Below are 22,751 nucleotides of genomic sequence, written 5' to 3'. Positions count from 1 at the left end.
TGTTCCCTTTCTCAAAGGCTTGCTCAAAACATGAAAGTCGGAATGACGGGGATGAACGACAAGCGGAAATTCCAGCGGCTGCTGATCAGGTCGTCCGGGTGGATCGCCGAGTACTGAATCTCCCCGGAGATCCGTACCGGCAGCTTGCCGAAGTTGAAAATCCGCCCGGCGCCGATACCGATGGGGAAGGTGACCTTGTTGCCGCCTTCGGCCTTCCAGTTGACCGTGACGTTAGGCGTCATGCCGACGCGCCATTGCTCAGGGCCGGGAATGTTGCGCTGGATGAAGTACTGAATGTTGGTCAGGCTGACGTCCTTGCGCTGACTGTCGCCGCCGACCGACCACCAATGCTGCGGGAACAGGCCCAGGGTCCAGTCTTCGCCCAGATACGCCGCGACAAACGCCGGGCCGAGGGAATATTTGCCGGTGCCCAGGACGTCTTCTTCTGCGGTGGGGAACATCGCGGTCGGGCCGAATCCCCAGACCATCTTGCCGCCACCGGCGAAGCGAATCGGTTGCTTGGGTGAGAACACGCCGACGTAGGCCAGGTCGCCAAAACCGCTGGTGCGGTCGAATGGGTCCTGCACCACTGAGGCAAAGTCGCTGCGGTCGCTCAAGATATCGTTGGGGCCCATGCCGATCAGGTTGCCGGCACGGTGATTGACCGGCGCGCTGACGTAGCTGATGGGCAGGCGGTTGATCAGGTTCCAGTCTTCGCCGAGGGAAATCGGGAAGGTCGGCATGAAGCTGTATTTGCCCAGCATGCGGGTGCCGTTGCTGTTCGGCCCCTTGAGCGCGGTGTAGTCAAACTGGTTGAACAGCAGCACCAGATTGCCCACCGGGTTATCCATCAGCTTGGCGATCTGTTCCGTGGAGGGATCGCAGCCCGCCGCCACGACCTTTTTCAGGTCGATGTCGAAGTCCTGTTGCAGCCGATGACAGGTCTCGGGATCACCTTTGGCTGCCGGTTGCGCGGGAGTCGTGCCAAGGGCGGGCAGGTCACCGCTGGCGCAGGCGAAACCGCTGAACAACACGCTGCATAAAGTCAGTCTGGAACCCATGGCCATCCCTGGTCACTCCTAGAAAAACGCCAACGTCAGGTTGACGGATACGCCGTTGCCTTCCGGGCGGTTCTTGGTGTCGAACTCGGGTACCCAACGCGCACTGACGCTGGCCTGGGCATCGTTGAACTTGCCGGCCCAGCCAATCACCGGACCGGCGCCCACGGAACGACCGCGAAAGCCATTGAGCGAGTCAGCGGTCTGGCCTTTGTCGTCAGTGACTTGCTGGACATAACCGCCGACCAGACCGGCGCTCCAGCCGTTGCCGAAACCGTGGGTCCACATCGCATCGAGGGTGAAAATGTTGCCGTTGCGATAATCCGTGGCGTCGTTCTCGGTGTAGAACTCCAGGCCACTCGACAGGGTGAACTCGCCCCCTTTGCCATCCAGATGGGTGAACGCGACGGTGGGCATGAAGGTGTACGTGTTCTGGCCGGGGTTGGCCAGGCGATCGTCGTTGTAGGCACCGGTCGGCACGTAGATCGGCAGGGAAAACGAGAGGTGGTTGACCTCGTCGAAGTGATACCCGGCGGCGATCGGCGTGATCAGCATGTCGGCAAACTGCGTGCCGCTATCTCCGGTGCCTAGCGTGCGCCCACGCGGACCGGTAATCGAGATGTTGATGTCGGTGTATTGCACCGGCACGCCGATGGCCGAGGCATAGTTCCAGCGCCCCTTGCCGGTGTCCCAGACATGGGTGAAGTTGGCCATGGTGTAGGAGACTTTCATGTCGAGGTCGGCACCGACCTCACCGACAATCGGCACACCCTTGCCGCCCTTGAGATCGCCGTCATACCAGATGCTGGTAAAGGACATGACCCACCCCGGTTCCGGCGGCACGACCCCTGCGTTGGAAAACACCTGTTGCCCGGTGATCGGACGCCCGACACCGCCCTCGGCCGCGAAGCCCAAGGGGTTTGCGCCGATTACGCACAGGGCCAGTAAAGGACGCACTACAAAAGGCCTGACCATGACTGACTCCGCTTATTGTTTTTGTGAATTGACGGGGGTCAGCAGCGGCATTTGCCACTGGCCGCTGGTGACTTCAGGTTTTGGCAGGTAGAGGCGCAAGACTCCATAGAACGGGCCGTTCGGCGCTGGCAGCCAGTTGCTCTGCAAGTCCTTGGCCGGTGCCTTGTTCTGCACGTAAAGGGTCAGGCCACCGTCGGCGTCGAGCTTGAGATCGGGCAACATCCGCGAGTTGATCAGGTAGCGATTCAGCGGGTTGGCCACCAGCAGCTTGTTCTTGCCGTCGTACATTGTCAGTGACCAGAACGCATCGGCCGGGGGCAGGGCGCCTTTGTCGAAATGCAGGGTGTAATCGTGTTTCGAGGCGTCGACCGGCTGGCCGTCCTTGTCGACGAAATAGCCGATGTAATTCGCCTCTTCGGCCGAGTTGCCGAAAATCCCCATGTTGGCGCCGGCGTAGCGGTACAGGTAATTGCCCTTGAGGTGATCGCGGGTGCCGAAGAGGTCGCCGCTGGAGACCTGGTGGGTATCGACCTGGTCTTTTTTGAACCGGGCGAATTCGGCTTTGGCATCGCTGATGCCGTCTTCAAGTGACTGGCGCTGTTCGGCAGTGAACTCATGGAGTTTGAAAGGCTTGCCAGCCTCGATGCCGATTTTCTTGAAGCGCGCGAGCAGGTCCTTTTCCGCGTCCTGCGCCGGGGCGAAGGCCAGCATGAAGTTCAGGTAGCGGAACAGGTCAGGGGTATCGCTCATGGTCGGCGTGGGTTTTGGCCAGGCGATCTTCGGCGCCGCTGGTGGGGCCTTCTGTTTGACGTAGTGGCTCAGCGTCTCGACCTTGTAGCCCTTCTGGATTTCCTTGACCTTGCCCAGATCCTTTTCATCAAACAGCTGCGTGCGATACAGGGCGTAGGCGATGTTGGTTTCACTGCGCAGCAACCGGTCGATGTTCACCGGTTGCTGACCCTGCCAGTTGGGTCCGGCAATCATGAAATGCCCGCCGTTATTGCCTGTACTGCGGGTGCCCAGGTACGCAAAATTCTGCGTAAAGGCGTCAATCAATTGCACGGAGTAGTAACGGTGTTCATCGATGGGCGGCAAGGTCAGCACCACCGGTTCGGCGCGCAGGTCCATCCAGACGAACGAGTAGGGTGTGTCGGCGTTCGGTGTGACGAACGCGGTGTCCTTGGCCGTGAAAGCTTTCGCGGTGTTGCCGATCCGGTTGAACGGCGCCTTGAAGTTCGCGCTCTTTTTGTCGACGGCCTGGGTGTAGAGGGTTTTGTACATTTCCACCACCGGGAAGCCGTACAGGTAGGCCTCCTTGGCGATGCCTCGGGCCTCCTCGGGTGCGGCGGTGAAGTCGGCCCAGGCGCTGGTACTCAGGGCGAGCGAGAGAGCGGTGAGCAGCAGGCGATTATTCATAGAACTTCCTTATTGAATCCTGGGCGTCATTCCACGGCCGTGATGTCGTCGAGTTTCCAGCTTTTGTCGAAATACGCTTCGGTGGGCGCGTACAAGCGGAAGTAGCTGAACCAGTGCTTGCCCGGTACGGTTTGCACCCAATTACTCTCCCAGCCTGTGGGCGCGGTCGGGCCGAAGTACAAGTCCACCGAGCCGTCAGCGTTTTTCTTCAGGTCCTGACGGGACGATAGATCTGCCTTGCGCTGCGGGTTGTCGATCAGGCAACGGCTGTCGATGTCGTAAACGGTCATCGACCAGAACTGCTTGGCCGGCGGATTGACGCCGACGTGCAAGCGATAGTTTTTGCCGCCGTCGAGCCAGTTGCCCTTGGCGTCGGTGTAGGCACCGAGGTAGGTCTGGCCCAAGCCCGGGGTTTTGGACACCATGCCTTTGGTGTTGGTGACCGCTTCGTAGAACCAGGCACTGCGTTCCCATAACTGGTCGTAGTAAGCGACGCGCTGCGACGGCTCGGCGATGTTGAGTACGGTGTCCCACTGACGGTCTTTCCAGTACTGGGCATCCGGGAAACGCTTGGCGAAGGTGTTGGCCTTGGCGATCAGTTCGCCGACGTGCGCGCCTTGCTCCAGTGCCTTGCGCTGGTTGTCGTTGGGGTTGAAGGGCTTGTCCTTCTCGATGCCCAGGCTGGCGAGCATGGCCATGTAGAACCGATCACGTTCGTTGACCGGCTCTTTCTGGATGATCTGGTGCAAGCGCTCCCAGTAGGCCAGGCGACGCGGTTGGGTGCCGGACCAGGCTTTGCCGCCGGGGGAGAGCAGTCTGGTTTTGGCAGGGTTGGTGCGATTGGCGTACGGGTACATTTTGAACTGCTCGACCAACGCCTTGCCTTTGGCCGGGTCCGGATCGAGCACACGAAAACCCACCAGCACGTTCATGGTTTCCGATTTGGCCAGGTAATACTTGCCCGCATCGGCCGGAGGCTCGGCGCCGGGTGGCAGGACCAGGTATTTGCCACCCTTGCCTTTGTCGGGGCCGGTCTGGCCCATGTCGATGATCGCGCGCTGCCAGAAATCACCCACGCCGCCCGCAGTAGGGCCGGGCGGCAGTTCGATCACCAGCGGACCGGTTTCATTCAGGTCGACGAAGCCGAGGATGTACGGTGTAGTCGCATTGGCAGTGATAACGCCCAGCTTGTCTTCGTAACTGTTGAGTACCATCAGGTCGCCGTTCTGGGCGCCGAGCTTGTCACGAAACTCCTCCTGCCATTGGGCGTAGGACACCAACGGCAAGGCCCACAGATAACTCTGGGTGGCTTGTTGGAAATCCAGTTCGGCATAGAGTTTGGGGATCGAATCATGGGCCGGCAGCTCGCCTTCCATCGCAATCTTGCCGATCCGCGTGTCAACGTCCTGTGCGCCAACGCCGCAACTGACGAACAGGGTCATCAGGCTGAAACCGGCTGCGCGAATTGCACCGTGCATAGAAAAGTCCTTATTTGCCGAATGTGACGTTGATCCCGGCGAACAGCGTGAACTGCGGCAGGCCATCGCCTTTGCGCTCAACGGTCCACTGCGGTTCGATAAAGGCATTGAGGATATTGGACCCGGATTTCCAGACCTTGCCGCCACCCAAACCGAGTGGGATGTAATGGGTGTCGTTCTTCAGGTCGAAGGTCCAGGTGCCGGTCGAGCGCAGGTACCAGCCCTTGTCCAGGTTATGCATGATGAAGGGCTGCAGCGTCGCGGTTTCGACGTGGGCACGGTCATGGTCGCCGGCGAAGGAGCTTTGATACTGCACCAGTGCGCCGAGCAAACCCCGTGGCGATGCATCAATCGCGATGGCGGCCAGGCCAGCCTGCCATTTGCCGGTGCCCAGTTCGTCCTGATCGGCGGTGGGTGCAGTGATTTGCGGGCCGATGCCCAACTGCACACCCTCGGTCTTGAGCAAGAAAATATCGAAGACGTTCAGATCACCTTCGCCGGTGCTGTAGCCGCCATGCGGGTCGGGGCGCGTGCTGATCGGCACGGTGGCGCGCAGCAATTGCGGCACACCGATGAAGTCTCCGGGTGCAATCGGCAGCGTGCCGCGCATCAACAGATCGTTGGTGTGGGCATTGGTGTCGTAAAGCCTGGGCGTGTAGTAGTCCTGAAGGTTGGCACCGGGTGCCAGGTTCAGCGGGTTGTTACTTTTGTTGGCCGTATCGGCGTTGTCCGCCAGGGCACAAACGACAGGCGCAAACCATGCCGCCAACCACACGGCGCGTGTTCCTGTTTTTATCGACATGACTCCCCCGTTCCTTCGTGGCTCGTATGGACGACTCGGCACTTGACGGCCGTTACTGCGTAAGCCCTTTCCTATCAAGCCTGTAGGACACGTCTGTTGAAGCTAGCAGCTAACGCTGGGTTCGCCAGTCGGAAGGGGGGATCTTTGGATTTTTGTACAAGTTTTCGTTGTTTTTTTGTGTACTAGAAAGTTAATACGAATCAGGGATTTGGGTGATATCCGGCAGAAAAAGCCATCACGGACATGCCTCATTTCTGTAGAAGCAAGGTGTATCCGCGAAGAACAATGAAGGCATCAAAGCTGGCGTAGAATGCTTTGCTGTGATGCCCCAGACCCGCAAGGCGAGGCGCGGAAAAGTGTCAAATAACTACTTTTTGGGTGGGACGCAGGTTCACTCCATTTGCGTGAACAGCATTGCCCCAGAGTAGTTATGTAAGCCCTGCCACCAGTGTTCCCTTAGGGCCGGTGGTGCTAGTAAATGAAACTCTTTGTCCTTCCTGAAAGTGCTGTTTTTCGGATCTGACCGTGACCTCGTTGGAATCGCCATCGACGATAACGACCACATTGTATTGTCTGGGAGGGGTATAGCCTCCTGAGGAGGGGTAGTTAAAGGAAGTAACTGACTTGATGACCCCGTAATATGTCGTGGTCACTATTGGCGTTGACATGCTCGCTCTCCTTGCTCTAAAAATTTTCAGTTTTTTGCGCGCTAAAGAAACTTACTGCTGCGAAACCTATGTAACGCCGTGTCTTGAACGATTGCTACTGTCATATCTGACAGGTGGACCCCTCTAGTACAGCGAAAACCCTACCGGTTGTCGTTTTATCTCGGTGAGTTGCCTGTATCACGATTGTGGTGGCCGCAGACGGAAAGTTCCGTACCGTTTACATCAAGAAAAACGGCAAGGAACTCATGTAGGATGAGGCTTGAAAACTACTGAAATCAGCGCTTTTTCATCTGCTCGCGCAGCCGCTCTTCCTGCTCGCGCATTTCCGGAGTCAACAGCGCCGCGAAATCTTCCGCGCTGTATATCGGGCGGATCTCGATCTCCGCATCGGTGCCCGGCATCGGATTGGGGCAGCGTTTGACCCACTCGATCGCTTCCTCTTTCGACTTCACCTCCCAAAGCCAAAATCCGGCGATCAGTTCCTTGGTTTCGGCGAACGGGCCGTCGATGACCGTGCGTTTTTCACCGGAGAAACGCACCCGGGCGCCCTTGCTGCTGGGGTGCAGGCCGTCGCAGTCGATGAGGATGCCGGCTTTGGTCAGTTCCTCGTTGTAATTGCCCATGGCAGCCATCAGTTCTTCGCTGGGCATCACGCCGGCCTCGGATTCCTGGCTGGCTTTTACAATGATCATGAATCGCATGGTCTTGTCTCCGCTGGAGGGTGGTTGATTCACTGTCTAGTCGAATGACCGTGGCCCGAATCGACAACGCCGCTGACGAAAGTTACCTGTAAGCGCCAATCTGTTTTCGACTCGCCGCTTTGATAGCTGTCGACTGTCGGTGAAATGGCTGCCCTATAACTATGTACCGCACCGGATCACTGCTCCATCGACATGCTGCGCCCTACAGACAAGGAGTGACTGTATGGCACAACAAATACATAACGATGGAACGTCAGGAAGTGTCGTCATCAGGTCGGGCCCGCCCGCTTCAAGCGGTGGTTCCGGTGGAGGGGGTGGCGGCGGAGGGGTTTCAGGCGGGTTCGGTAAAACCAGCAAGAAAAAGAAGAAGGCCCGAAAGCGGGCCATAAATGCCGCTCGTCAGGCAAAGGAAAACGAGCGCGTGCAGGCAGGTGTTCAAGCGCAAGCCGAGGCGGCTCAAGCTCAAGCTCAAGCTCAAGCAGCCGCCGTGCAGGCTCAGGAGCAATCTCGCGTTCAGGCATTGCACCAGTTTCTCGCCCTTCTGGCCCAGCGTCATGACGCTGTCAGAGCCGAGGTAGACAGAAGCTTTGCGGCTAAGGCCAGTCAACTCGCACCCTCCCTTGAACATGAAATCTCCAGTGTTCGACGACCGCCGGACAGCGGCTCGAGCGAGCGTTGGCAGCTCTACACCATCACCAAGGAAAAAAACGAAATTGACGGGCTGATCGCCCGCAAGACCGCAGAGCTCAATGCAAAGAACGCTGTTGCCAGGTCCTTCGATGGACACGATCCACTCACCCGCACTTCGAACGATTACCTGACGCGACTGGGGGCGTTCGGGCAAGCGCTCAATGACGGTCACCAGATCTGGGAAAATGCCTACAACGCTGCCCACGAAGCGCGGCTTCTATCCGCGCAAATAAACGCGCTCACGGATAAATCCAATGCGCTGGCCAGACATCATGCCGAGCAGGTCGTTGTCTGGCGTGAGCGGGAAGCGGTGTGGGAGGCGCTCCGTCAGTTTGCCGAGCAGCGCGATGCTCGAGTCCGGTTCAAGCAGCAGGCTGATGAAGACTCTCGCGTCGAACGGGTCAGGCGGGTCAACACGCTGACTGTGCCCATGTCGACAGCGGCCGCCGGCGGGATGTTTTTGACCCGTGAGGGTGTGCTCGTTGCTCAGGACGTAGCGGCGGCAATTGAGGCTGCTTCCAGAGCTGCGGGCAAGCTCCTTGGCGATTTTGTTGGCATTGCAGTCAGAACAGGACCGGTATTCGTTACCGCCATGGTGTACTCGCCGACGCTTGGCAATGGCGAGTTGACACCCGAGCAACGCAGGCGCCTGTTCCATTCAGTCGGCGTGCCGGCGCAATCGCTGGGCCTTGCTGACAGCAGCGTCTTGCAATCGATCGCTGATGCGGGTGGATCGGTTGAAATGGCCTATCGGCTCAAAGCCGAAACGGTGCCGGAAGGCACCGCGATCATCGCCGTCAGTACCGGAGGCCCCATTGACGCACAGGTTCCGGTCGTCAATGCAGTGCTCGATCTTCTGACGGGGGCCTATCACGCCGAGATCCCCGGATACCCCGGCAGGCACTTGCAGTTCACTCCGGACGTTCCCTCCCTTGGGACAACGGCGAGTCAATCCGGATTGGCGGTGATCACTCCGCAGGTCCAGAACATCCCGGAGGGTGTCGATCTACGGATTCAGGATTGCATTGTCTGCGTGCCGGGCCTGCCACCGACTTACTTCTCTTTCGGTTCACCGGTGATGGGTTCTGGTGTTGTCACCGGCATCGGTCAACCCGCCGGCCTTGAGTGGTGGAAAACGGCCATCCAAGCGAGCGGTGCAGCTATTCCGGTACAGATTGGTGATCAGTTCCGTGGCCGGGAAGTCAACTCGTTCGGGGCCTTCGATGAAGCGCTGTGGCGAACAGTTGGCGAGTACCCGGCACTTGTCGCCGAATTCGATGAGGTAAACAAAAAACGCATCGAACAAGGCTTTGCACCCTACGCCCCGAAAAGCACCTGGGTCGGTGAGCGGCGTGAATTCGAGTTGCGTTATCAAACGCTCGTAGAGTTCGGCGAAAACCCGTTCAACCTCGACAAAATCAGCATTACTACCCCGCAAAGCAGCCAAGGACGGCTGGGCATCACACCGGCAATTTTGCCTTGGCCAATACGTCCCGTTGGCGTCGGTACGTGGACACCTCTCGTGCCGCCAGGGATCGAACACCTTGGTCCTACAACGGTACCGGTCATACCGTCGATTCCAACGGTTTATCCCGGCACGCCGGCCATCCCGGTCCTACCTCAAAACGAGACGTTTCCGGCTGTTGACGAGGGGCAGGTCGGTGGCAGTATTCCCGGGTTCCCGGCGGATATGGAGTTGCCTTCGCCGGATGTTCTGTTTCTTGACCGGCGGGATGATCCGGGAATGGCTACAGGTTGGGGAGGGCAAGCCTCTGAAGTGTGGCTTGCGGATGACGCGAAAGGAGCGGGGGCGCCCATTCCTTCGCATATTGCGGATCAATTGCGATGGAAGGAATTCAGGAATTTTCATGGGTTCAGGCGGGCGTTTTGGAAGGCTGTTGCCGGGGATATTGAATTGAGTCGGCAGTTTGCCGGGAGCAATCTGGACAGAATGCGAGACGGGTCTGCCCCTTTCTCTGCAGTTGTGGATCAAGTCGGGGGCCGTAAGACTTTTGAACTTCACCATGAAGTTGAAGTTTCAAAAGGAGGAGATGTTTACGGTTTGGATAACATCTCCGTGATGACACCCAAGCGTCATATTCAACTTCACAAAGTGAGAGGTGGTTATGATTTTTAAAGAAAAGTTAGTGGACTACACAGAGGCAGAGTTCTTGTTATTTTTGCGGGAGTTATTTCACCAGACGAGTGGTTTGCGCGGACAAGCGCTGGAGGATTACAGAGATAAACTCGTTGAACATTTCGAAGCGATTACTGAACACCCTGACCGCTCAGACGTCATCTTCTACCCCAAGGAAGGCCAGGAGGACAGCCCGGAAGGCATCCTGAAAGAAGTCAAAGAATGGCGTTCACTTAATAACAAACCCGGCTTCAAGCCGGAGTAATGCAATCACCTCGAGCGAAAAAACCATCTGCTCATCATTAATGGGCAGATGCCTTTATCTTGCAGCTGTTCAGTATCGCCTATACAAGGAAAAACCAGGGATGGAACTCAAAGCAACACTCAAGGATTACACCGAGCCGGAATTCCAGGCGTTGGTGAACAGAATATGGGCCGTCGATATGCCTAAATCGGACCACGACCGATTGATCAATCACTTTGACCGGATCGTCGGCCACCCCAAAGGTGCAGACCTGTTGTTCTATCCGGCAGAGGACGATTACAACGGCCACACCACGGGCTCGGTTGTGTACTACGTCAAAGACTGGCACCACAAGCTTGGGCTGCCCGCATTCAAGGGCGAAGGCGTTCCCGTGCCGGGTTCCAATGCCAATTGGCCGTCCATTCCGATGACGTTTGCGCAGGTGACGCAACTGCGCATCGATCAAAGTCTGGCCGCGGCACAAAAAGCCGCCGCAGACGTGGCATCTTCAGAGAAGGATGTCGAGCCGGCGTTAAGCCTTTTAGAGCGACGTATCAAGCATCTGCGCAGTCAACAGAACGCTGATGTGGACATCCGTGGGCGTGAGGCGGACATCCGTAGTCTCGAAACGGCTGAATTTGATACGCGTCTGGTGGTCAGGCGCTACGAGTTCTGGGAAATGAGGCTCAAGATCAAAAGGGAAGCTGCCCAGCGCGATTTGACTTATGGCCGCGCCGAGCAAGCACAGTGGCAAAACATCGTCCAGCTGATCACTACCACTGAGGCGAGATATTTGGCGACGTTGAGCGTCTCCAGGCAGCGTTTGCGTCACCTGCAAATTGAAGCTGAAACATTACTGATCAATGCGCAAAGGCAACTGGTACGCCAACGCTATCTGGAGGGGAATGGACCCGTTCAAGCCCCAGGCCTGTTGGAGGCGTCACTTGACCACGCCAATTCGCGCCCTGGCGTGTGGATAGACGGGGTGCTTTCACAGCCAATGGAAATTTACCGGGTCGCTCTGCAAAAATCTTTGCGTTCTGCGGTGGCAGAATTTACCTGGCAGATCACCTCCGGTACCGAAGCCCATCAGGGTCAATACGCGGCGGTTCTACGAATGGAATTTTCAAGTCGCGCCGAGGTTGGCAGGTATGCGGTGTGTGTGCCTTTGCACGAGTTCCAGCCCATCGAGGGGCATGATTGGCACGACCTTGCAGCAAATGCGGCAGACGTGGACATTGCTTTCAGGATGATCAGCGGAACGTACGATGTTCCCGCAGGGACGATGTCTCAAGGCGTGAGATTGATAAGCACGCTGTTACAGGTGGCCATAACGCCAACGAATGGCAACACCTTGTCCTCCAAAGTGAGGGTGCGCCCTGCGGTCTGGAAGGACTCGATGCAAGCTTACTGTTTCACCGCCGATGGACCGGCCCCGGTCAGTGTCAGCTGGCGCGCACCTGCGGCGCTTGAAACCGCACCGGCCCAGGGTCCGACCACCGAGTATCGCCTGGGGTTTTTGCAATCTCCGCCTGTGCCGTTACTGGAGCCATTTGATGGCACGAGCGAGATCAAATTCGATGACTACATTGTTGTCTTCCCGACTGGCTCCGGGTTGGACCCGATTTACATCATGTTCCGGGATCGGAATGAGTTATCCGACATCGAAACAATGAGTTGATGGAACTGCCTGCTTGCCACTTCACCCTTTTGCCAAACAATGGAATGTCACGACTGATGCCTGTCCTGGAACTCACAACCTTTATCCCCGGCCGTACGCCTGCCCAAGTCCTCGATTTCTGCCTTGAAGGCGTCAACTTCCCGAAGATCTTCCCGGAGCGGGTGACGTTGTTAAGCAAGATCGACTTGAGCAACCTTCGCATCGAAGCCGGGCGCCAGTTCCGTTTTCGACACTGGATGTTCAATGTCATTCCGGCGAACTGGACCGTGGTGATACGCGAGGTTGGTGAGCGTCATTTCATCGATGAAATGCTCAAGGGGCCGATGGCTGCCTTTCGTCATGAACACCGGGTGGAGGCTGGGGAGGGCGGTACGCTGTATACCGACCATGTGACGTATTCGGCTATCGGTGGCGCGTTTACAGAAGCGCTGCTGGTGAATGCATATATGCGCCGGGTTTTCGAGGCACGGCACCGCAATATGCTGCGGTTGCTGGCCTGAACCCGACCCGTAGGAGCGAGGCTTGCCCGCGAAGGGAGCGCCTCGTTACAACAGGCTGTCCGCGTTATCGTTCTTCGCGGGCAAGCCTCGCTCCTACGACGGGTTGAGTTTGTATCCAATGGGTGCGACGAGATATCACAATTTGTATCCGGGCATAGGTCGTCGGACCATTTCGTGGTTAACTTCGGCCTCTTCAAAATTCTCCACAACAACGTCAGAAGGACTCCGTTCATGGCTCAAGTCACTCTTAAAGGCTCCCCGGTTCAAGTCAACGGCCAACTGCCACAAGCCGGTTCCAAGGCGCCAGCCTTTTCCCTGGTTGCCGGCAATCTGTCCGACGTGACCCTGGCGAACTTCGCCGGCAAGCGCAAAGTGCTGAACATCTTCCCAAGCGTCGACACCCCGACCTGCGCCACTTCGGTACGCAAGTTCAACGCCCAGGCCAACGACATCGCCAACACTGTGGTGCTGTGCATCTCCGCTGACCTGCCGTTCGCTCAAGCGCGCTTCTGCGGCGCCGAAGGCCTGGAAAACGTGCAGAACCTGTCGACCCTGCGCGGTGCCGAGTTCATCGAGAACTACGGTGTTGCGATCGCTGACGGCCCACTCAAAGGCCTGACCGCCCGTGCCGTTGTGGTACTGGACGAGAACGACAACGTTCTGCACAGCGAACTGGTCAAGGAAATCGCTGAAGAGCCGAACTACGAAGCGGCACTTGCCGTTCTGAAATAAGTAAAGCATTACAATTGTTAACGGCCTGGCCCTGTCCAGGCCGTTTTCATTTGTGCTTCAGTGTCTTAGATAAACCTCCTGTTACGTAAGCCGAAGGTAAATTGCCGGTAAAGGCGCTTTGCTTAATACCCACCAGTGCTTATCGTTCAGCCTCCTGTAGAAAGAAGCTCACGCGCCCAATGGTTGATCATTCCATGCAATCCTCTGCTTCCCGTAATCCTCGTCGCTGGCTGTTCGGCCTGCTTGTCCTGTTGGTCATCGCTGGCCTGTGCTGGAAATTCTGGCCCGCCGGCACTGCCCATAAGGACGGTGCTGCGCCCAAAGCCGTGGCCGGCCACACCGGCAAGTCGGGGGGGATGCGTCCGGGGTTCGGCGGGGCGACCGGGCCGATCCCTGTGCGCGTGGCGCCGGCGGTCAAGGGTGATTTCCCGCTGTATTACAAGGCGCTGGGCACCGTCACCGCGCTGAACACCATCAATGTGCGTAGCCGGGTTGGCGGCGAATTGATGAAGATCTCCTTCGAAGAAGGGCAGATGGTCAAGGCTGGCGATCTGCTGGCTGAAATCGACCCGCGCGCTTACCAGAACGCCTTGCTTCAGGCCGAAGGCACCTTGCTGCAGAACCAGGCACAGTTGAAAAACGCTCAGGTCGATGTCGAGCGTTATCGTGGTCTGTTCAAGGAAGACAGTATCGCCAAGCAAACCCTGGACACCGCCGAAGCGCTGGTCGGTCAGTACCTGGGCACGGTCAAGACCAATCAGGCAGCGGTCAACGACGCCAAGCTCAACCTCGAATTCACCAAGATCCGCGCTCCGATTGCCGGACGTGTGGGCTTGCGACAGCTGGACGTCGGCAACCTGGTGGCCGCCAACGACACCACGGCACTGGCGATCATCACCCAGACCCAACCGATCAGCGTCGCCTTCACCTTGCCGGAAAACAGCCTCGACGTGGTGCTGGCGCGCTATCGCACCGGCGCCAAACTGCCCGCCGAAGCCTGGGACCGTGGCGACACCAAATTGCAAGCCACCGGCGTGTTGCAGAGCCTGGACAACCAGATCGACGTGACCACCGGCACCCTGAAATTCAAGGCTCGCTACGAGAACCGTGATCAAGCGCTGTTCCCCAACCAGTTCGTCAACGTCCACCTGCTGGCCGACACCCTCAAAGACGTGGTGCTCGCACCTTCGGCGGCGATTCAGTTCGGCACCAACGGCACCTTCGTCTACGCCCTGGACGGCGACAAGAAAGTCGCGATCCGTCAGTTGAAAGTCGGCGCCAGTGACGGTGAAAACACTGTGGTTACCGAAGGCCTGGCCCCCGGCGATCGCGTGGTCCTGGAAGGCACCGACCGCCTGAAGGAAGGCAGCGAAGTGGAAGTGGTCAACGACACCAAGGACGTACCGACCACCCCGACCGGCCACCTGCAAGGTAAATCGGCGGCCAGCTCGACTGAGCCGGCGACCACCGACAAGGCGAAAAAGGGCGGCGCATGAACATCTCGCGGCTGTTCATCCTTCGCCCGGTCGCCACCACGCTGAGCATGCTGGCCATTATCCTGGCCGGCGTGATCGCCTATCGGCTGCTGCCGGTGTCGGCATTGCCTCAAGTGGATTACCCGACCATTCGCGTCATGACGCTGTATCCGGGCGCCAGCCCGGATGTCATGACCAGTGCCGTGACCGCGCCGCTGGAGCGTCAATTCGGGCAGATGCCCGGCCTGACCCAGATGGCGTCGACCAGCTCCGGTGGCGCTTCGGTGCTGACCCTGCGTTTCAGCCTCGACATCAACATGGACGTGGCCGAGCAGCAAGTGCAGGCCGCGATCAACGCCGCGACCAATCTGCTGCCCAAGGACCTGCCGGCGCCGCCGGTGTACAACAAGGTCAACCCGGCGGACACCCCGGTGCTGACTCTGGCCATCACCTCCAAGACCATGCTGTTGCCCAAGCTCAATGACCTGGTCGACACGCGCATGGCGCAGAAAATCGCCCAGATCAGCGGCGTCGGCATGGTCAGCATTGCTGGCGGCCAGCGTCAGGCAGTGCGGATCAAGGTCAATCCTGAAGCCCTGGCGGCCAATGGTTTGAACCTGTCGGACGTGCGCACCTTGATTGGCGCGTCGAACGTAAACCAGCCCAAGGGCAACTTCGACGGTCCGACTCGGGTGTCGATGCTCGATGCCAACGATCAACTGACCTCGCCCAAGGACTACGCCAATCTGATTCTGGCCTACGCCAACGGCGCACCGTTGCGCCTCAAGGACGTGGCGGAAATTGTCGACGGCGCCGAAAACGAGCGCCTGGCGGCGTGGGCCAATGAAAACCAGGCGGTGCTGCTGAACATTCAGCGTCAGCCGGGTGCCAACGTCATTGAAGTGGTCGACCGGATCAAGGCCTTGTTGCCGAGCATCACCGACAACCTGCCTGCCGGCCTCGACGTCACGGTCCTCACCGACCGCACCCAGACCATTCGCGCCTCCGTCACTGACGTGCAACACGAACTGCTGATCGCCATTGCCCTGGTGGTCATGGTCACCTTCCTGTTCCTGCGTCGGGCCAGCGCCACGATCATTCCGTCGGTGGCCGTGCCGCTGTCGCTGATCGGCACCTTCGGCGTGATGTACCTCGCCGGGTTCTCGGTCAATAACCTGACCTTGATGGCCCTGACCATCGCCACCGGTTTCGTGGTGGACGATGCGATCGTGATGCTGGAGAACATTTCCCGGTATATCGAAGAAGGGGACAGTCCCCTTAATGCCGCGCTCAAGGGCGCCAAGCAGATCGGGTTCACCCTGATTTCCCTGACTCTGTCGTTGATCGCGGTACTGATCCCGCTGCTGTTCATGGCGGACGTGGTGGGGCGCCTGTTCCGCGAATTCGCCATCACCCTGGCGGTGGCAATCCTGATTTCCCTGGTCGTTTCCCTGACCCTGACGCCGATGATGTGCGCGCGGTTGCTCAAGCGTGAACCCAAGGAAGAAGAGCAGGGCCGTTTCTACCGAGCCAGCGGTGCAACAATTGATTGGATGATCGAGGCTTACGGGCGCAAGTTAAAGTGGGTTCTCAAGCATCAACCGCTGACATTGCTGGTGGCTATCGGCACGTTGGCGCTGACTGTGGTCCTTTACATGGTCGTGCCCAAGGGCTTCTTTCCCGTGCAGGACACGGGCGTTATCCAGGGCATTTCCGAGGCGCCGCAGTCGATTTCCTTTGCGGCGATGAGCGAGCGTCAGCAGGAACTGGCCAAGGTGATCCTGGCCGATCCGGCGGTGGAAAGCCTGTCGTCTTACATCGGCGTCGACGGTGACAACTCGACGCTGAACAGCGGTCGCCTGCTGATCAACCTCAAGTCCCACAGCAACCGTGACCTGAGCGCCACCGAGGTCATTGCCCGTCTGCAACCGGAACTGGACAAACTGGTCGGCATTCGCCTGTTCATGCAGCCGGTGCAGGACCTGACCATCGAAGACCGCGTCAGCCGCACGCAATACCAGTTCAGCATGTCGTCGCCGGATTCCGAGTTGCTCAGCCTGTGGAGCGGGCGACTGGTGGACGCTCTGGCGCAACGGCCAGAATTGACCGACGTCGCCAGTGACCTGCAAGACAAAGGGTTGCAGGTCTATCTGGTGATCGACCGTGATGCGGCGTCACGGGTCGGTGTGTCGGTGTCGAACATCACCGATGCGCTGTACGACGCTTTCGGTCAGCGGCAGATTTCTACCATCTACACCCAGGCCAGCCAGTACCGCGTGGTGCTGCAATCGCAGTCCGGGGAGAAGATCGGCCCGGATGCGTTGAACCAGATTCACGTCAAGACCACCGACGGCGGGCAAGTGCGCCTGTCCAGCCTGGCGCACATCGAGGAGCGCCAGGCGCAACTGGCGATCACCCACATCGGCCAGTTCCCGGCGGTGATGATGTCCTTCAACCTGGCACCCGGCGTGGCGCTGGGGCATGCGGTGGAAATCATCGATCAGGTGCAGAAAGACATCGGCATGCCGATTGGCGTGCAAACTCAGTTCCAGGGCGCAGCCGAGGCGTTCCAGGCCTCGTTGTCGAGCACCTTGCTGCTGATTCTGGCGGCGGTGGTGACCATGTACATCGTGCTTGGCGTGCTCTACGAGAGCTACATCCACCCGATCACCATCCTCTCGACCTTGCCCTCGGCGGCGGTCGGCGCCTTGCTGGCGCTGTTGTTGAGCGGAAATGACCTGGGGATGATCGCGATCATCGGCATCATTTTGCTGATCGGTATCGTGAAAAAGAACGCGATCATGATGATCGACTTCGCCCTCGACGCTGAACGCAATCAGGGCATGGACCCGGAAACAGCGATCTATCAAGCGGCGTTGCTGCGTTTCCGACCGATTCTAATGACCACGCTGGCCGCCTTGTTTGGTGCGGTGCCGTTGATGCTGGCGACCGGTTCCGGCGCGGAGTTGCGCCAGCCTTTGGGTCTGGTGATGGTCGGCGGTTTGCTGGTGAGTCAGGTGCTGACGCTGTTCACCACGCCGGTGATCTATCTGTATTTCGACCGTCTCGGTCGGCGCTGGGGCCGCAAGTCTGAAGCCGCGGAAGCGGTCGAGCAGCCATGAACCTGTCCGGACCTTTCATCAAGCGCCCGGTCGCGACCATGTTGCTGAGCCTGGCGATCATGCTGCTGGGCGGCGTGAGCTTTGGCCTGTTGCCGGTGGCGCCGTTGCCGCAGATGGACTTCCCGGTGATCGTGGTGCAGGCCAGCCTTCCCGGCGCCAGCCCTGAAGTGATGGCCTCGACCGTGGCCACGCCGCTGGAGCGCTCCTTCGGCGCCATCGCCGGCGTCAACACCATGAGCAGCCGCTCCAGCCAGGGCTCGACCCGGGTGATTTTGCAATTCGACCTGGACCGCGACATCAACGGTGCGGCCCGGGAAGTGCAGGCGGCGATCAACGCCTCGCGCAACCTGCTGCCGAGCGGGATGCGCAGCATGCCGACCTACAAGAAGGTCAACCCGTCCCAGGCGCCGATCATGGTGTTGTCGCTGACTTCCGACGTGCTGGAGAAGGGCCAGCTCTACGATTTGGCCTCGACGATTCTGTCCCAGAGCCTGTCCCAGGTGCAGGGCGTGGGTGAAGTGCAGATTGGCGGCAGCTCTTTGCCGGCGGTGCGCATCGAACTCGAACCCCAGGCGCTCAACCAGTACGGCGTAGCCCTGGACGATGTGCGCAACACCATCGCCAACGCCAACGTGCGCCGGCCGAAAGGCTCGGTCGAAGACGGCCAGCGGCTGTGGCAAGTGCAGGCCAACGATCAACTGGAAAAAGCCAAGGATTACGAGTCGCTGATCATTCACTACGCGGACGGCGCGGCACTGCGCCTGAAGGATGTGGCCAAGGTCAGCGACGGAGTCGAGGACCGCTACAACAGCGGATTCTTCAACAATGACGCGGCGGTGTTGCTGGTGATCAACCGCCAGGCGGGCGCCAACATCATCGAGACGGTCAACGAAATCAAGGCGCAGCTGCCGGCGCTGCAGGCCGTGTTGCCGGCCAGCGTCAAACTGAACCTGGCGATGGACCGTTCTCCGGTAATCAAGGCGACTCTGCATGAAGCGGAAATGACCCTGCTGATCGCCGTGGCGCTGGTGATTCTGGTGGTGTTCCTGTTTCTTGGTAACTTCCGCGCCTCGCTGATTCCGACGTTGGCGGTCCCGGTATCGCTGGTCGGCACGTTTGCGGTGATGTACCTCTACGGGTTCTCCCTGAACAACCTGTCGCTGATGGCGCTGATTCTGGCCACCGGGCTGGTGGTGGACGACGCCATCGTGGTGCTGGAGAACATTTCCCGGCACATCGACAAAGGCGTGGCACCGATGAAAGCCGCGTACCTGGGGGCTCAGGAAGTCGGTTTCACGTTGCTGTCGATGAACGTTTCGCTGGTGGCGGTGTTTCTGTCGATCCTGTTCATGGGCGGGATTGTCGAAAGCCTGTTCCGCGAGTTTTCCATCACGTTGGCGGCGTCCATCGTGGTCTCGTTGGTGGTTTCGCTGACGCTGACGCCGATGCTCTGCGCCCGCTGGCTCAAGCCGCACACACCAGGACAGGAAAACCGTTTGCAGCGCTGGAGTCAGCGGGCCAACGAGTGGATGGTAGGCAAATACGCGACCAGCCTCGACTGGGTGTTGCGTCACCGGCGGCTGACCTTGCTCAGTCTTTTCGTGACAGTTGGCGTTAATATCGCGCTGTATATCGTTGTTCCTAAAACCTTTATGCCGCAGCAGGACACCGGCCAACTGATCGGTTTCGTGCGTGGCGACGACGGGCTGTCGTTCAGCGTCATGCAACCGAAAATGGAAATCTTCCGCCGTGCCGTGCTCAAGGATGATGCGGTGCAGAGCGTCGCCGGTTTCATCGGTGGTACCAACGGCACCAACAACGCCTTTATGCTGGTGCGGTTGAAGCCGATCAAGGAACGCAACATTTCCGCGCAGAAAGTCATTGAGCGCTTGCGCAAGGAAATGCCCAAAGTCCCTGGCGCTCAACTGATGCTGATGGCCGATCAGGACCTGCAATTCGGTGGCGGTCGCGAACAGACCACGTCGCAGTATTCCTACATCCTGCAAAGCGGCGACCTGGGTGATCTGCGCGAGTGGTACCCGAAAGTCGTCACCGCGTTGAAAGCGTTGCCGGAGCTGACGGCGATCGATGCCCGTGAAGGTCGTGGGGCTCAGCAAGTGACCCTGATCGTTGATCGCGATCAGGCCAAGCGCCTGGGTGTTGACATGGACATGGTCACCTCGGTGTTGAACAACGCCTACAGCCAGCGGCAGATCTCGACGATTTACGACAGCCTCAACCAGTACCAGGTGGTGATGGAGGTCAATCCGAAATACGCCCAGGATCCGATCACGCTCAATCAGGTCCAGGTGATCACCGCCGACGGCGCACGGATTCCGCTGTCGACCATTGCCCACTACGAAAACAGCCTGGAAGACGACCGGGTCAGCCACGAAGGCCAGTTCGCGTCCGAAAGCCTGTCTTTCGACATGGCCGACGGGGTGACGGTGGAGCAGGGCACGGCGGCGATCGAGCGGGCCATCGCCAAGGTCGGCCTGCCGGAAAGCGTGATTGCGAAAATGGCCGGCACTGCCGACGCCTTCGCTGCCACCCAGAAGAGCCAGCCGTGGATGATTCTCGGCGCGCTGGTGGCGGTGTATCTGGTATTGGGTGTGCTGTATGAAAGCTACATTCACCCGTTGACCATTTTGTCGACGTTACCGTCGGCCGGGGTCGGCGCGCTGCTGTCGATCTATGCGCTGGGCGGTGAGTTCAGCCTGATTTCGTTGCTCGGGTTATTCCTCCTTATCGGTGTGGTGAAGAAAAACGCCATTCTGATGATCGACCTGGCGCTGCAACTGGAACGCCATCAAGGCCTTGAGCCGCTGGAGTCGATTCGCAGCGCCTGCCTGCAACGTCTGCGGCCGATTCTGATGACCACCCTGGCGGCGATCCTCGGGGCGTTGCCGTTGCTGCTGAGCCGCGCCGAAGGGGCGGAAATGCGTCAGCCGCTGGGCCTGACCATCATCGGCGGGCTGATCTTCAGCCAGGTGCTGACCCTTTACACCACCCCGGTGGTTTACCTCTATCTCGACAAACTGCGCCATCGCTTCAACAAATGGCGTGGAGTGCGTACCGATGCTGCTCTGGAAACTCCGCTATGACTGACCGTTCGCTTATCAATCTGGCTACGCCGTTGGCGACGGCCCGGGGCTCGCGTTTGCTGAGCCTGGCGCTGTGCGTGGCGATGCTCAGCGCTTGCGCTGTCGGCCCGGACTACCAGCGCCCGCAAGCCGCCGCGCCAGTGCAATACAAGGAAGCCGCCGGTTGGCGTCAGGCCAGCCCGAGTGATTCCCTGGCCCGTGGCGCCTGGTGGGAATTGTATGGCGATCAGCAGCTCAATGGCCTGATCGAAAAACTCAACAGCTCCAACCAGACCGTTGCCCAGTCCGAAGCCCAGTACCGTCAGGCCCAGGCCTTGGTGCGCAGCGCCCGGGGTGCGTTTTTTCCGACCGTGGACCTGACCGTCGGGAAAAACCGCTCCAGCCAAGGCACTGGCAGCAGCAGTTCGAGCCTGACCAGTTCCTCCAGCGGCATTCGTGACACCTACACCGCGCAGGCCGGGGTCAGTTGGGAAGCGGACATCTGGGGCAAGTTGCGCCGAGGCCTGGAAGCCGACACCGCCAACGCCGAGGCCAGTTTTGCCGATCTGGCAGCGATGCGCCTCAGCCAGCAATCGGAACTGGTGCAGAACTACCTGCAACTGCGGGTGATCGACGAACAGAAACGCCTGCTGGAAGCGACCGTCGAGGCCTATCAGCGCTCGCTGAAAATGACCGAAAACCAGTACCGCGCCGGTGTCTCCGGCAAGGACGCGGTGGCTCAGGCCCAGACCCAGCTCAAAAGCACCCAGGCGGACATGGTCGACCTGATCTGGCAGCGCGCCCAGTTCGAGAACGCCATTGCCGTATTGATCGGGCTGCCGCCAGCCGAGTTCAGCCTGGCCGAAACCAAGAATATCCCGGCGCTGCCCGAAGTACCGCTGAGCCTGCCTTCGCAGCTGCTCGAGCGCCGCCCGGACATCGCTTCCGCCGAACGTTCGGTGATGGCGGCCAACGCCAACATCGGCGTGGCCAAGGCTGCGTATTATCCGGACCTGACCCTGAGCCTGAATGGTGGTTACAGCAGCAGCACCTATGCCAACTGGATCAGCGTGCCGAACCGCTTCTGGTCGGTGGGGCCACAACTGGCCATGACCCTGTTTGACGGCGGCCAGCGTTCTGCCGAGGTCGATCGCAGCGAAGCGGCCTACGACGAAACCGTCGCCAAATACCGCCAGACGGTGCTCGATGGTTTCCGCGAGGTGGAAAACTATCTGGTACAGCTCAAGGTGCTGGAAGACGAAGCCGGCGTGCGCCAGGAAGCACTGGACGCGGCGCGTGAATCCCTTCGCCTGACTGAAAACCAATACAAGGCTGGCGTGATTGCGTATCTGGATGTGGTGGTGGTTCAAGCCACGGCATTAAGTAATGAGCGCAGCGTGTTGGGCTTGTTGCAAAGCCGCTTGATCGCCAGTGTCCAGCTGATCGCGGCGCTGGGTGGTGGCTGGGACGGGGCGCTGCAGGTGAGCGAAAACAAATAGCACGGCCCCTGTAGCAGCTGCCGAGCCCGCGAGGCTGCGTTCGGCAGCGAAGCTGCGGTGAAATCAGGCGGCGCGGTGTTTCAGGAAGGCCTCATGCACAGGTTTTACGACGACTGCGTCGCCGAACGCAGCCTCGCAAGCTCGACAGCTGCTACGAGCGGATGCGTAAGCCTTTGGAGGACCACCCCCCTGTAGCAGCTGCCGAGCAACGCGAGGCTGCGTTCGGCAGCGAAGCTGTGGTGAAATCAGGCGGCGCGGTGTTTCAGGAAGGCCTCATGCACAGGTTTTACGACGACTGCGTCGCCGAACGCAGCCTCGCAAGCTCGACAGCTGCTACGAGCGGATGCGTAAGCCTTTGGAGGACCACCCCCCTGTAGCAGCTGCCGAGCAACGCGAGGCTGCGTTCGGCAGCGAAGCTGTGGTGTAATCAGGCGGCGCGGTGTTTCAGGAAGGCCTCATGCACAGGTTTTACGACGACTGCGTCGCCGAA

At 59.3% G+C, this 22,751-nt stretch carries 15 protein-coding genes; 9 read left to right on the top strand and 6 right to left on the bottom strand.

The annotated features are described in order from the left end of the window. Window positions 1-23 precede the first annotated feature (23 nt). From ACYZTY_RS14405 to ACYZTY_RS14380, 6 genes are all read right to left on the bottom strand, one after another. Window positions 24-1,061: a hypothetical protein gene (locus ACYZTY_RS14405; RefSeq protein ID WP_461959065.1), complete on the bottom strand. Its 1,038-nt coding sequence runs from the start codon at window positions 1,059-1,061 to the stop codon at window positions 24-26. 18 nt (window positions 1,062-1,079) lie between these two features. Further along, entirely contained in the window at window positions 1,080-2,033 is a 954-nt protein-coding gene (locus tag ACYZTY_RS14400) for a SphA family protein (RefSeq protein ID WP_461959064.1), read from the bottom strand. Between the two features lie 12 nt (window positions 2,034-2,045). Next, window positions 2,046-3,449 (bottom strand): DUF1254 domain-containing protein, encoded by a 1,404-nt coding sequence (locus ACYZTY_RS14395; RefSeq protein WP_461959063.1) that lies wholly within the window; start codon window positions 3,447-3,449, stop codon window positions 2,046-2,048. 26 nt (window positions 3,450-3,475) lie between these two features. Continuing rightward, the gene (locus ACYZTY_RS14390) at window positions 3,476-4,927 is read right to left on the bottom strand and encodes a DUF1254 domain-containing protein (protein WP_461959062.1); all 1,452 of its coding nucleotides are present in this window, start codon (window positions 4,925-4,927) and stop codon (window positions 3,476-3,478) included. A gap of 10 nt (window positions 4,928-4,937) precedes the next feature. After that, window positions 4,938-5,729: a hypothetical protein gene (locus tag ACYZTY_RS14385; RefSeq protein ID WP_461959061.1), complete on the bottom strand. Its 792-nt coding sequence runs from the start codon at window positions 5,727-5,729 to the stop codon at window positions 4,938-4,940. Between the two features lie 943 nt (window positions 5,730-6,672). Next, window positions 6,673-7,098 (bottom strand): YciI family protein, encoded by a 426-nt coding sequence (locus tag ACYZTY_RS14380; RefSeq protein ID WP_461959060.1) that lies wholly within the window; start codon window positions 7,096-7,098, stop codon window positions 6,673-6,675. A 223-nt stretch (window positions 7,099-7,321) separates the two neighbouring features. Here ACYZTY_RS14380 and ACYZTY_RS14375 point away from each other — a divergent pair, with 223 nt between their 5' ends. From ACYZTY_RS14375 to ACYZTY_RS14335, 9 genes are all read left to right on the top strand, one after another. After that, window positions 7,322-9,925 carry an S-type pyocin domain-containing protein gene (locus ACYZTY_RS14375; protein ID WP_461959059.1) on the top strand — a complete coding sequence of 868 codons (2,604 nt, stop codon included), beginning with the start codon at window positions 7,322-7,324 and terminating at the stop codon, window positions 9,923-9,925. Then, complete coding sequence (locus tag ACYZTY_RS14370) at window positions 9,915-10,190, top strand: bacteriocin immunity protein (RefSeq protein ID WP_461959058.1); 276 nt, start codon at window positions 9,915-9,917, stop codon at window positions 10,188-10,190. Before ACYZTY_RS14375 ends, ACYZTY_RS14370 begins: the two co-directional genes overlap by 11 nt. 100 nt (window positions 10,191-10,290) lie before the next feature. Beyond that, window positions 10,291-11,850, top strand: coding sequence for a bacteriocin immunity protein (locus tag ACYZTY_RS14365; protein WP_461959057.1), 1,560 nt, complete (start codon window positions 10,291-10,293; stop codon window positions 11,848-11,850). Between the two features lie 56 nt (window positions 11,851-11,906). Beyond that, entirely contained in the window at window positions 11,907-12,350 is a 444-nt protein-coding gene (locus tag ACYZTY_RS14360; protein WP_461959323.1) for an SRPBCC family protein, read from the top strand. Window positions 12,351-12,581: 231 nt separating this feature from the next. Continuing rightward, window positions 12,582-13,082: a thiol peroxidase gene (tpx, locus tag ACYZTY_RS14355; RefSeq protein ID WP_010459910.1), complete on the top strand. Its 501-nt coding sequence runs from the start codon at window positions 12,582-12,584 to the stop codon at window positions 13,080-13,082. A 179-nt stretch (window positions 13,083-13,261) separates the two neighbouring features. Continuing rightward, entirely contained in the window at window positions 13,262-14,578 is a 1,317-nt protein-coding gene (locus ACYZTY_RS14350; RefSeq protein ID WP_461959056.1) for an MdtA/MuxA family multidrug efflux RND transporter periplasmic adaptor subunit, read from the top strand. Next, complete coding sequence (locus ACYZTY_RS14345) at window positions 14,575-17,679, top strand: MdtB/MuxB family multidrug efflux RND transporter permease subunit (RefSeq protein ID WP_461959055.1); 3,105 nt, start codon at window positions 14,575-14,577, stop codon at window positions 17,677-17,679. Before ACYZTY_RS14350 ends, ACYZTY_RS14345 begins: the two co-directional genes overlap by 4 nt. Then, entirely contained in the window at window positions 17,676-20,783 is a 3,108-nt protein-coding gene (locus ACYZTY_RS14340; protein WP_461959054.1) for an efflux RND transporter permease subunit, read from the top strand. Before ACYZTY_RS14345 ends, ACYZTY_RS14340 begins: the two co-directional genes overlap by 4 nt. After that, a complete protein-coding gene (locus tag ACYZTY_RS14335; protein ID WP_461959053.1) occupies window positions 20,780-22,261 on the top strand; it encodes an efflux transporter outer membrane subunit in 1,482 nt (493 codons plus the stop codon). The genes ACYZTY_RS14340 and ACYZTY_RS14335 overlap by 4 nt, the downstream gene beginning before the upstream one ends. Window positions 22,262-22,751: the final 490 nt, after the last annotated feature.

This window comes from Pseudomonas sp. LB1P83 (assembly GCF_054897885.1).
This window is presented reverse-complemented; position numbering and strand designations above follow the sequence as displayed.